Genomic DNA, 12,003 nt, shown 5'->3' with positions numbered 1-12,003 from the left:
TTTTAAATATATTATTATATATAATTATCAAAATTTAAAGGCAAATTAATGAATTCTTTAGAAAATTTAATTTTAGTCGGTGTAATAAAATCATGTCACGGAATTAAAGGTCATGTAATGTTAAAATCTTTTACCGACCCTGCTACAAAAATACTTGAAAGAAATTTAGTAAATGAGTCAGGAGCAAATATACATATTAAGCTAATTAGCCAAAATGCCAAAGGAGAATTAATTTGTACATTTAATGATATAGCTACTCGAAATGAAGCTGAAAATTTAAAAGGTTATAAAATATTTTGCTTAAGAGCAAGTTTACCGGAACTAGAAGAAGATGAATTTTATATAGCGGATTTAACTCATTTACCGATATTAAACCAAGATCATAAAGAAATAGGCAAAATTAAAAATATTCTTAACTTTGGTGCCGGTGACATAATTGAAATAGAATTTTCAGATCAAACAACCGAATTATTACCCTTCAATAAAGAATTTTTTCCTATTATAACTAAAGATTATGTGATTTTAAATTATCAAAGAGAAACTTGAATAATTTACCGTAGTTTTCAATTTCTTTATAGTACCCTACGATTCTTATTCACCTCTGTCATCCCGTGGCGTGACCACGGGATCCAGTTAAAAATACTAAATTTATTAGTATTTATTGTTTTTATGGACCCCGTGGTCAAGCCACAGGGACGGGGTGATACAGTGGGTTTTACCGGTCCACGCAACAACGCCTCGTGGGAATGACATAGAATATAATTATTTGAATCCTTAATTGAGTAAATTATATAAAATTGACAATTAATCCTTAAATACTATAATTAATATATGTATATAAATAGAAGGTTAAGCTCTATGCCTAAAACTTTAAAATACTCACTTATTATATTTATAAGTATAATATTATTATTAATTGTTATTCCTTTCTTTATTCCTTTAAATAATTATAAAGGAATAGTAATAGATAAAGTTAAAGAGGCTACAAATAGAGATTTAACTATTAACGGCGACATAAAATTATCTTTACTACCGAATCCCGCAATATCACTATCAGAAATTAAATTATCATCAATAAAAGGTACAAAAGAACCTCATCTAGTTTCCGTTGAAGGTGCTAAAGCGTCATTGCGACTTTTTCCTCTTTTTAGAGGAGCAATCGAAGTAGCTTCTATAGAACTGCAAAAACCGATTATAAATCTAGAAGTTTTAAGTAATGGACAAAAAAATTGGCAATTTTCTACACCTAATAATGCATCCAAAACAAATGAAATTAGCTCTGTAGAATCTACCGAGACTAAAACTGAATTAGCACTTCCTATTTTGATTAGTCATTTTAAAATCATAGACGGCAAAGTAATATATATAGAAAAAAACAGTGAGAAAATATTTAACGATATTAACTTAGAGACTAAAATTAAAAGCCTTAAAGGTCCTATAGATTTGACTTTAGCTTTAAAGGCTTTGGAACAGCAAATTAATATAGACGGAAATATTGAAGAAATCGGTAAAATAATTCCGTTAAGTACCAATATTAATCTTGCCGGTGAAAAAATTAAAATCGAAGGAAAATTTGATAGCGAAAATAATTCTTTCATAGGTAACGCAAATATTAAAGGTAATACTAAAACTTTAGGTATGCCTGCTGATTTACAAAATGACTACGAGCTAACTACGGCAATTACTGCCAATAGTAAAAATATAGCTATTAAAGATGCTAGACTTAATTATCCAAATATAGAATTACTAGCAAAGGCAAATTATGATATAGAGCGTAATAACCTAAAATCAAATATTATTATCAATCCCGGGAACATTATAACCGAGATTAGCTCTAATTTAGATAAGACAAATATTATGCTACAAGCTGATAGTTTAAAACCTATACTTGATGCTCTAAAACTAAAGACCGATAAATTACCGCCTATTATTAACCAAAAACTTATACTTACTTCTAATATAATTAGTAATTCTCAAGCAATAAAATTACAAAATATTAATTTATCGGCTGCAAATAGTAATCTAACGGGAGATATTGAGCTTAAAAATTTAGCACAAGATATAACTATTTCGCACAATCTAAAAATTAATAATTTTGAGTCGTTTATGTCTCTTATGGGAGTAAGTAATTTAAGTAAGATTGGAGTATTGCAGTTAAATGGGGAAGTGCAAAAAATTAAAGATACTTTCCATATTAATAATAAAATATCCGCTTTTAATACTAATATATCTATTAAAGGAGATATCAATTTAGCAACTCAGAAGCCAAATTTTAATCTTAACTTATACAGTCCGTTAGTTAATTTAGATAAAATTCTTACAAGTAATAGTCCTACTCCTGCTCCAAATAAAACTAATAGTCCTGCTACTCAAAACATACCTACAGCTAAAAATAATTCTCCTTGGTCAAATAATCCTATTAATTTAGGGTTTTTAAATAAAATTGAAGGGCAATTATCCACAAATATTGATAAATTAACTAACGACTCATTAATCATAAATAATTTAAAAGCAAAACTAAATATCACCGGCGGCACGTTGAATATTACTTCAGTTAATGCAAGCATTTACGGTGGCGAACTAAGTAGCACCGGTTATGTGAGTTTAGCAAAAGATCAAAACGCTGCAATTAAAATCGATTTAAAAAATGCCTATCTCAAAAGTTTCACTCCGCAATCGGGTAAAATAAAAATAACTGATGGGCGACTAAGCTTTAAAGCCGATCTTACTTCTCGCGGTAATAGCGTTTATACATATATTAATAATCTAAATGGACAATTTAACGTAAATAGCGATAACGGGAAAATAAGCGGATTTGATTTAAACCGAATCGCAGATGCGGTAAATAATGCTAAAAATACCGAAGGAGTATTGCGACTTATTAACAGCTCCTTTAGTGGCGGATCCACATATTTCAAAAATTTAATTGCCAGCGGAAATATAATGCAAGGCAAGCTTAATTTAAATGAATGTAGTTTAGATGCTTCACCTGCCACAACAAATGCACGCGGTCAAATTAACTTACCACAATATATGATGGATGTTAGTGCAACCGTTACTATTGCGGATTTACCGCCGCCTATAGCCGTTAAATTATACGGATTCATAAATAATCCGCAGCATAAATTAGACGTTCAAGCCTTTCAAACATATTTAGTTAAAAACGTATTTAATAGCGTTATTAAAGACTTAAAAAGCGGAGAGAAGAAACCTGAAAATATTATTAAAGATGCTTTGGGTCTCAGAAAGAAAAAGGATACAAATACAGAGGCACAAAACAGCCCTCTGCAGGAAAACCAACAAGCAGATCCTGTGAATAAGCTTCTACAAAAAGGATTGAAGAAACTGTTTTGATGTGACCGTCACGGGTATTGTGTGACTTATTATTCCTCTCTATGTCATCATCCAGCAAAACATATAGTGTAGTAACAATGTTGAAGTTATTTTTTCTAGACTTTAAGTTAGTAAGCAAACTAGATGACAGTGAAAAACTCGTAAATACCCACGTTTTGATACAGTTATTCCTGTGCCAAACCTAATGGATACACATCCTTTGTTTCCTCAGTATCTAAGACCAAATTAGGTATGTTTTTAGGGAAATCTTGAATTGCTTTAGTAATTTTTGCTGCTTCTTCATCATAATTTGCCTTTGTCAACAAAATAATAAGGTCTTCATATAATGATTTTTTATTTGGATTTAACCCTATAGCTCTTTTGATAGAAGCGAGTACTTCCTCCGGATTTTTATGTAATTTATTAAAAAACTCTTCGTGAGAGTATGCTTTACTTGGATCTAGTTCAATAGCTTTCTTTAATAATTTAATCGCATTATCTTGTTGTTTTTCCATTAAAATAGAACTTAAACTATGACAAACTTCAGCTTCTCTATTGTTATATTTTTCAGTTTAAGTTTCAATAAAATTTGAAAGTTCTTCAGGATCAGTGTCAACGAATTGTCGTAGATTGTCTTTTTCTTCTTGATATTGATATCTGTTATGAAGATCGAGATATTTTTTAAACAGCTCCACAATTTCATCTTTAGTCATAATTTATCCTCTATTAATCTACCATAATATAAAAACACTAACTTGGTAAAGCTAATATTTACCCATATTGTTTTTTCCATTCTATTTTCATCTTTTTATATTTCTCATACTCTTCTGCCACTTGTCATTTTTTGAAAAATATATCGGCACTTTTCACTTTTTTTTGGATCCCCCTCCTCTTTCTAATTTCTTATAATCATGTTCTTTGTTATATTTTTTCCCACCTTTATAATTAGCATAACGTCTACTTCTAGTAAAACCCATCTGCAAATATTTACGCGCCATATCAGCTCCAACACAATCATTATCATCTAAGGATTTTAAAAATATTTCATATATTTTTTCACTACTTTCTTTAGCAATTTCAGGAGTTTTAAACTTCCAATAAGGCAAAATTTCATTTTTATATGGTTGACCAATGCATACTCCTTGCTCACCTTTACCTACTCTATAGCTTTCCGGGCATTTACGATACTCAATATCATTTTTCCATTTATAACTTTTATTATCAAAATTTAGATAGCTTGGTTTTGCCATAACTTATGATATATTTGTAATTAATAATTTATAACTACAATTTCAATGTAAGTAAATAAATCTGAAGTTTGTAAAGCTAAGTAAGTATTTTAAATAAACTTTAATTTAAAATCGTATGATTAAGAAAATAGTACAAAATACGAAAACTTTGCACGTACGTCCTAATAATGGCAAATCAACTGATTACATAATGCCTAACTTCATGTATGGCTGTGCCGGAGGTTGCAGAAATAGTTATTGTTATGTTATGCGTCATAACTATGAGACATTATATATCAATGAAAATATAGATCAAATACTTGACACGTATTGGATAAACATATAGCAAATTTACCGACTAAAATTTCCAATCAAACAGATTCTAAATATTGGACATATGATATAGGTTGTTCTACCAATGTAAGTTTGCATTGGAAACACACTAATTGGTTAAAGATATTTAATTGCTTTAAAGAAGATCCACGTGCTAAAGTAAATTTAGCTACTAAATATGTCAATCCTAAATTACTTAATTTTAATCCTGAAAACAAAATAAGGATTAGATTTAGTTTGATGCCAGCAAGAATGAGTGAGATATTAGAGCCAAAAACGAGTCCAATTATCGAGAGAATAAAAGCGGTGAATATTTTTATTGAAGCAGGTTACGAAGTTCATCTAAACTTTGCTCCTATTATTGCTTATGAAGGCTGGCTTACCGAATATGCAAAGTTATTTGAAGATTTAGCTCAATACATAAATAACCAATATAAACCGTTTATAAAAGCGGAATGCATATTTTTAACGCATAACGATAAGCAGCATGAAAGAAATATTGCCTCAAATGGATTATAGAGTGAAGCTTTAATTTGACAACCAAATATACAGGAAAATAAAGTAAGCGAATATGGAGGCAAGGCAGTACGTTATAAAGCCGGTATATTAAGAGTAGTTTTATCCAACGATGGAGTGTGTTGCATGATAGGTTGCTCCCATGGAATAAAATACGATATATATTCTAACTCTTCCTACTTATCAAAATTACGAAACAAAAGCATAAAATTTAAAAATTACAGTTATAAATAAAAAATCACTTGCATGAAAATAAACTTATGATATGTTTCTTCACGTTGTGTTTCAATTTTATCTTCCATAAAAGTAACCCAACACTATTATCTCTCAGCTAATAGTGGATATAGTGTTAGTTGAGTACAAAAGTAAAAATATAAAAAACAAGTAAAATATCGAATAGGCAAAAAATCGTTTAGCTTGTTTGTTATCAGAGGTGTCATAGAATAAAGAACCAGCATAATATAGAAATACTACCCCAAGAATACCAGAAATTATTAAATATATAAAATTATTCATTCCAATAAAAAAAGGCATTAGCGAAACAATAAATAAAAGAATACTGTAAATTAGAATTTGTTTTTTAGTATATAAAGTCCCTTTTACTGCAGGCATCATCGGTACTTTACAGTTTTTGTAGTCATCGTTACAGAATAAAGCAAGAGCCCATGAATGCGGCGGCGTCCAAATAAAAATAATCAAAAATAATATAATCGACTCTAGAGATATAGTATTGCTTACCGCTGCATAACCTATCACAGGAGGTAATGCTCCCGATACTCCGCCAATAACGATATTTTGTATAGAACGACGCTTTAACCAAATAGTATAAATACAGATATAATAAAAAATAGTGAATAGCAGTAAAAAGGATGCAAGTAGATTAACACATAAAGCCATAAAAAATACTGCAAAAAATCCCGTTATCAAACCAAAAGATAAAGCTTCATCAGATTCTATAACTCCTCTTACTATCGGTCTTTTTTGGGTACGTTTCATTAAGCTATCGATGTCTCTATCGTACCACATATTAATTGCCCCTGCACTACCTGCCCCAAGAGCTATGCAAACAACTGCAATACCAGCAATAAACGGATGCACGGAATAAGGAGCAAGCCACATACCTACAAAACCCGTAAAAATCACAAGCGATATTACACGCGGTTTCATAAGTAAAATATAGTCTTTAACAGTACTTTGTGAATGATTGATTTTACCTAAATTGATTGGCCTTACTAAAGAACTCATATGAAATATTTTTTAATTAAATATAAAAAGTTTTAGGTTAAAAATCAATGATTGACTTTGATGCAAGAAATGTATATATTTTTTTGTAATTCAAATAATAAGTTAAGGATATTATCAGTGACAAAAATTGTTCGTTCTAAATATAAAGCTAGTAGAAGACTTGGAGTAAGTCTATGGGGTGATAGCAAGGATGCTTTCAATACACGAAATTATCGTCCCGGGCAACATGGGCAGAATACCATGATTAAAACTTCAGATTATGGTTTACATTTAAAAGCTAAGCAAAGATTGAAATGCCACTACGGTCGTGTCACTGAAAAACAATTTAGAAATATTTTTGCACTTGCTCAAAAAATGAAAGGTAATACCGGTGAAAACTTCATTGGGTTACTTGAAAGTAGACTTGATACGGTAGTTTATAGAATGAATATAGCTCCAACTATTTTTGCTGCAAGACAGTTAGTTTCACACGGACATATTAAATTAAACGGTAAGAAAGTCGATATCGCAAGCATACGACTAAAGGCAGGCGATGTTATAGAAGTTAAAGAATCTGTAAAACAAATACCGCTTATCCAAGAATCCGTTTCAAAACAAGGTCAAACAACACCGGGGTATTTATCATTTGATGTACCTTCATTAACCGGTAAATATTTAAGAGTTCCTGCTCTTTCTGATGTCCCATATCCTTTTGAAGCAGAAGTGCATTTAGTAATCGAGTTATATTCTCGTTAATAATTACAAAAAGGTAGGTTTTATTTATCTGCCTTTTTACTTTTTTCCCTACACCTACATTTTTTCTTTATACTATAATACAACTTATCACCTAATTCGGCAGCGTTTATTAAAGATAGATTAGTTAAGAATTTAACGTCTGAGCTAAGAAAAAGACTGTAATTTTGACGAAGCAAGGAAATAAAAAAATGCTAAAAATTAGCATTTTTTTATTATTTTTATGGAGTGCCACGCTACTTTCAATCGCCCGAAAGGTATTGCTGTGTGGATCAGTTTTTCAGTTGTCATCCCGCGACTTGATCGCGGGATCCAGTTTAAAATACTAACATTATTAGTATTTTTAGTTGTTTTTGGATACCGTGGTCAAACCACGGTATGACACCGAGTGCCTTTTTCGATACACACAACAACGCCCGCTCACAATGACGATACCTAATACCTATTTTTAATAAATAATGCCCTATATATAATAATTGTTTCTACTTGCGTATTATTTTTAAGAACATATAATACTGCTTCTACCTTTTCCAAGAAGTTAGCATATGGAACGCATTTAATAATTAGCAGTATAACTGGTTTTATTATAAATGGGACAACAGGAAGCAGTCTTTTTGTTTCGGCCACTCTTGCTGATGAAATCTTAATAACCGAAGGGTATTTTCAGAAACATTATCTTACTTCTGCCACATTTAAAGGAAGTTTAATCTACCCTATTACTACAAATCTCATCACAACTTTTCCTAATTATTCAGTACCAATTTATTTAACTTCTACAGTTGCAATAGTAGGCTTAGCATATTATGGGACTGATTTCTTAAATTATCAGGAAAATTTAAAAGAAATGCAGACAAACTTAACTCCTAATATTAGGGTAATTGATTCTAATATACTTTCTAACAATTTTAAACATGATTCAAAAAATGAAATTAAAGATGTAACCCAAGGGTTTTAGATTTAATTGAAGCATAAATAAATTAGTAGTTTTATTAACTATACCGGAAATGATGGCAATACATTAATTGCATTAACCTTACTCATACAGGACCCTAATGCTGCTATAGGACCTCTTGTTTCTCAAGGAGCAAAAATCAGTATTTTATGGTGTGGCAAAAATATAATAAGCACACTATTCCAATCATATAAAGCTTCTTTAACACAAAATACTCAAGATTTAATCGAACAAAAAGCTTTAGAACTGTTACTAAACGAGGAATATAAAAGTAAAATCTTAGGATTAAAGGATATAAGAAGCTATTACTAATAATTTATTTAATGATCTTAATAATACTTTCACTATTGGAATTTTACAATTAGGGAAATTAACCACTCAAAAAATTATACAGCTTATTGCATTGCAAGATATAATGAATTTAGTTCCAGGAGCTATTATATTTAATGAGTTTGAAAATATTAAGCAAGGATTTTTAAATATATTATATCAACTGGATATTTCTTACAGGCAAGAAGCAGAGAAAATTAACGAAAATAAAGCTTCTATAGTAAGAAATATATCCTCTAATACTTCAAATATCTTGTTAACTGATTCTGCTCAATTTGTACAAAATCAATATGCCAAGCAATTTAAAGCTAAAAAAGAAATATCAAAGAAAATGTTGTTTTTAGATAGCACAAAAAATACTATAACTACTATACTAGATATCTCCGATAAATTCATAAAATCACTTTACTATATTTATAAAGTAAAAAAGAGATTACGCCTGAGCAAGCTCTACTACTTAATCCTTGGCTTGAAACCTTAAAATCGTTCTTAACAAGTTCCTCATTAAAAATAATCTTTAGTGGAGCAGTTATATCACAAGCGAGAATTACAAAATTAATAGAGGCAATTTCTTCTGAGAATAAAAAAGGAATAACATGGTCTACTAATGATACAAACGATGAACTTGTAATTTCTGATTATAACCTAATTATAGAAGAAAGAACTATTTTGAGTTTTGAAAAATTAGTATTCAAACTAGGAGCACATTATATTCTTTCAGCTTCCTCAGGAAAAGGCCACACTACTTTTTTAAAGAGTTTAGTCAATTGTATTGCTGATCCATGCGCCATAGCATTGGTGAAATTTCCATACCTACCCATTATCACAATCCAAAAATAATATTTATTGATCAGAATAGTTACATACCGGTTTAATCTACTTATTTGAAATAATAACCTCCAGCCTTGATCAATCAATCATTAAAAGTAATAAGCAATTATTAGAAGAAAAAATTAACACACTATTTATAAAATTAGATCTAGGTACATTAATTACGCACTTAAGTGATAAAAATTATGATGTAATAAATGCACCAAGTGGCAGTCAAAAGAAAAAAATTGGAATCATTAAAGCTATAATTTTAAACCCTAAAATATTAATTTTAGACGAGATATTTGCTAATCTTGATAAAATATCTATAGAAAATGCACAACAAGATTTAAAAGAATTTTTACCGGAAACTTTAATGCTTGTAGTGCATCATGACAGTAAATCTCATGACTATAATAATTTTTATGATCAGTATATAAATCTTGAAGATTTGTATGCTGAAATAAAATTATTAGGAGAATAGCTATTCTATTCAACCCTATATACTTGACTACTTTTCATTTATCATAAGTATATACTAAATCTAGATGTTCAATTATGGGAGTTTTTTAAGATTTCTTTATAGATTTCAAGGTTTTTTCTTAGCATCAGATCAAGAGAGAAATTATTAATTACCGTATGTCTTGCCGCTTCTTGGATTTTCTTAGCAGTATCAGTACCTAAAATCGAGAAACAATAATCGATTTTCTGTGCTAACGCTTCGGCATTATTTGGTTCTACGTGGAAACCGGTTATATTATTATTTATTGTCTCTACTGCCCCGCCGATATTAGTTGCAATAACAAGCTTCTCCATCGCCTGCCCTTCTATAATAGTACGCCCGAAAGCTTCAGGCTCGATTGAGGCAGAAACGATAATATCGGAAATCCCATATAGGTTTATTATATCCGAATCATTACCAAAAATTTGAATTTTATTTTGAAGTTTTAGATTAGCTATAAGCTCTTTTACTCTATTAGTAAAATTGGGATGTCTAGATATATCACCGACCATTAAACAATAAAAGTCTCTATGTTTTAATTTACTTAATGCTTCTACTAGAACAAGATGTCCTTTCCAGCTTGTCATTCTAGAAGGCATGAATATTATCGGCATGTTACTTGGTGCATCATATTTATCACAACATTTTGCGAGTTTTTCCGGCGTTAAATTTGCGGGATCGAAATAATTACAATTCACTCCACGCTTAATTACTACTATTTTATCTTCATCAATTTTATAGTTTTCGAGCAAGTGTTGTTTTACAAAATTAGACACGGCAATAACTTTCTTGCCTTTTAGCATTATGCTATTATAATATTTTTTAAAACTATTCGGAATATTATAAACCCCATGAAAGGTAGTCAAAAATTTAGCATTTGTCCATTTTGTTGCTAGATATGAACTCCATGCCGGTGCTCTTGATCTTGTATGAACTATATCAACATTATATTTTTTGATTATTTCTGCTATCAATTTTGCATTATTCAGAATTACAAAAGGATTTTTACTGCTACTATTCATTTCAATATGCAATATATCTTCCTTATCTAACTCTTTAACTAGAGTACCGCCTGCTGAAATTATGATAGGAGTATGACCGAGAATTTTAAGATATTTTGCAACTTCTATAGTACCTCTTTCAACCCCTCCCGAAACTAGAGCAGGAACTACTTGTAAAATAGTATATTTATTGTATCGTTTACTTGACTTTAATGAAGGCATTAAATCTCAATCTATTAAAATATTTAAAATGCACAAGCTTTATAATAAAACACAAGACAAATTTATTGTCTATGATAATTATAGAATAATTAATACAAATATTCCATCTGTAATTTTTTTACACGGCTTAATGTCTAGTATGCAATCAACTAAGGCTATCTATTTAATAGATTATTGTAAAAAAAACAATTATAATTTTATTGTTTTTGATAATTTCGGCCATGGGAACGCATCGGGACAATTTAAGGATCAAACAATTAGTGATTGGTTAGAAGGAGTATCACTAGTTTTAGACAAATTAATTAATACGGAGGCGATATTAGTAGGTTCGAGCATGGGAGGATGGCTAGCACTTCTTGCGGCTTTAAGATTTCCTGATAAAATAAAGGGACTTGTGTGTGTAGCCCCTGCTTCAGATTTTACTGAAAATATTTGGCAAAATATATCTCTAAATGATCAAAATAAGATGCAAAAAGAGGGAATACTAGAAGTAAGCGGTAAAAATTGTGAGCATAAATATCCTATAAGCTATAAACTGATAGAAGATGCAAAAAAACATTTATTATTGACAAAGAAACAGATTGATATAAATATACCGGTACATCTAATGCATGGGATGTTAGATGAAGACGTGCCTTATAATGTTTCAGTAAAATTATTAGAAAAAATAACGAGCAAACAAATAGTAATGAAGCTAATTAAAGACGGTCACCATAATTTATCTAGAGAAGAAGATTTAACGGTAATGACAAATTCCTTAGAAGAAGTAATTAGACTCTTAAGTAATATTAAATAAAC

At 30.1% G+C, this 12,003-nt stretch carries 11 protein-coding genes; 6 read left to right on the top strand and 5 right to left on the bottom strand.

Annotated elements, in window-relative coordinates; genetic code table 11:
• Positions 1-48 precede the first annotated feature (48 nt).
• Positions 49-546 carry a ribosome maturation factor RimM gene (gene rimM, locus MCC_RS03025; protein ID WP_014408484.1) on the top strand — a complete coding sequence of 166 codons (498 nt, stop codon included), beginning with the start codon at positions 49-51 and terminating at the stop codon, positions 544-546.
• Between the two features lie 312 nt (positions 547-858).
• Complete coding sequence (locus MCC_RS03020) at positions 859-3,354, top strand: AsmA family protein (RefSeq protein WP_014408483.1); 2,496 nt, start codon at positions 859-861, stop codon at positions 3,352-3,354.
• A 164-nt stretch (positions 3,355-3,518) separates the two neighbouring features.
• On the opposite strand, the gene MCC_RS03015 is transcribed toward MCC_RS03020, so the two are convergent.
• From MCC_RS03015 to MCC_RS03005, 3 genes are all read right to left on the bottom strand, one after another.
• Positions 3,519-3,848, bottom strand: coding sequence for a hypothetical protein (locus tag MCC_RS03015; RefSeq protein ID WP_014408482.1), 330 nt, complete (start codon positions 3,846-3,848; stop codon positions 3,519-3,521).
• A 57-nt stretch (positions 3,849-3,905) separates the two neighbouring features.
• The gene (locus MCC_RS08895; protein ID WP_155813856.1) at positions 3,906-4,046 is read right to left on the bottom strand and encodes a hypothetical protein; all 141 of its coding nucleotides are present in this window, start codon (positions 4,044-4,046) and stop codon (positions 3,906-3,908) included.
• 153 nt (positions 4,047-4,199) lie between these two features.
• The gene (locus MCC_RS03005) at positions 4,200-4,583 is read right to left on the bottom strand and encodes a DUF4385 family protein (protein ID WP_014408481.1); all 384 of its coding nucleotides are present in this window, start codon (positions 4,581-4,583) and stop codon (positions 4,200-4,202) included.
• A 309-nt stretch (positions 4,584-4,892) separates the two neighbouring features.
• Between MCC_RS03005 and MCC_RS03000 the strand changes: the two genes are divergently transcribed.
• Complete coding sequence (locus MCC_RS03000; protein WP_014408480.1) at positions 4,893-5,414, top strand: spore photoproduct lyase family protein; 522 nt, start codon at positions 4,893-4,895, stop codon at positions 5,412-5,414.
• A 324-nt stretch (positions 5,415-5,738) separates the two neighbouring features.
• Here the strand turns inward: MCC_RS03000 and cyoE are convergent, their stop codons facing one another.
• On the bottom strand, positions 5,739-6,656 hold the full coding sequence (cyoE, locus tag MCC_RS02995; RefSeq protein WP_014365955.1) for a heme o synthase: 918 nt from the start codon (positions 6,654-6,656) through the stop codon (positions 5,739-5,741).
• 117 nt (positions 6,657-6,773) lie between these two features.
• On the opposite strand from cyoE, the gene rpsD reads away from it, so the two are divergent.
• The gene (rpsD, locus tag MCC_RS02990) at positions 6,774-7,391 is read left to right on the top strand and encodes a 30S ribosomal protein S4 (RefSeq protein ID WP_014408479.1); all 618 of its coding nucleotides are present in this window, start codon (positions 6,774-6,776) and stop codon (positions 7,389-7,391) included.
• Positions 7,392-8,755: 1,364 nt separating this feature from the next.
• Positions 8,756-9,151: a hypothetical protein gene (locus MCC_RS10175; RefSeq protein ID WP_014408476.1), complete on the top strand. Its 396-nt coding sequence runs from the start codon at positions 8,756-8,758 to the stop codon at positions 9,149-9,151.
• Between the two features lie 881 nt (positions 9,152-10,032).
• Here the strand turns inward: MCC_RS10175 and MCC_RS02970 are convergent.
• Positions 10,033-11,205 (bottom strand): glycosyltransferase family 4 protein, encoded by a 1,173-nt coding sequence (locus MCC_RS02970; RefSeq protein ID WP_014408473.1) that lies wholly within the window; start codon positions 11,203-11,205, stop codon positions 10,033-10,035.
• 28 nt (positions 11,206-11,233) lie between these two features.
• Between MCC_RS02970 and MCC_RS02965 the strand changes: the two genes are divergently transcribed.
• Entirely contained in the window at positions 11,234-12,001 is a 768-nt protein-coding gene (locus tag MCC_RS02965) for an alpha/beta hydrolase (RefSeq protein WP_014408472.1), read from the top strand.
• Positions 12,002-12,003: the final 2 nt, after the last annotated feature.

The organism is Rickettsia rhipicephali str. 3-7-female6-CWPP (genome assembly GCF_000284075.1).
Lineage (GTDB): Bacteria > Pseudomonadota > Alphaproteobacteria > Rickettsiales > Rickettsiaceae > Rickettsia > Rickettsia rickettsii.
Note: the sequence above shows the minus strand (reverse complement) of the source record. Positions and strands in the feature narration are given on the sequence as shown.

What these genes read in the sequence shown, in the direction of transcription:
- rimM (WP_014408484.1), top strand. Translation starts at nt 49, where the DNA reads ATGAATTCTTTAGAAAATTTAATTTTAGTCGGTGTAATAAAATCATGT.
- MCC_RS03020 (WP_014408483.1), top strand. Translation starts at nt 859, where the DNA reads ATGCCTAAAACTTTAAAATACTCACTTATTATATTTATAAGTATAATA.
- MCC_RS03015 (WP_014408482.1), bottom strand. Translation starts at nt 3,848, where the DNA reads ATGGAAAAACAACAAGATAATGCGATTAAATTATTAAAGAAAGCTATT.
- MCC_RS08895 (WP_155813856.1), bottom strand. Translation starts at nt 4,046, where the DNA reads ATGACTAAAGATGAAATTGTGGAGCTGTTTAAAAAATATCTCGATCTT.
- MCC_RS03005 (WP_014408481.1), bottom strand. Translation starts at nt 4,583, where the DNA reads ATGGCAAAACCAAGCTATCTAAATTTTGATAATAAAAGTTATAAATGG.
- cyoE (WP_014365955.1), bottom strand. Translation starts at nt 6,656, where the DNA reads ATGAGTTCTTTAGTAAGGCCAATCAATTTAGGTAAAATCAATCATTCA.
- MCC_RS10175 (WP_014408476.1), top strand. Translation starts at nt 8,756, where the DNA reads ATGAATTTAGTTCCAGGAGCTATTATATTTAATGAGTTTGAAAATATT.
- MCC_RS02970 (WP_014408473.1), bottom strand. Translation starts at nt 11,205, where the DNA reads ATGCCTTCATTAAAGTCAAGTAAACGATACAATAAATATACTATTTTA.
- MCC_RS02965 (WP_014408472.1), top strand. Translation starts at nt 11,234, where the DNA reads ATGCACAAGCTTTATAATAAAACACAAGACAAATTTATTGTCTATGAT.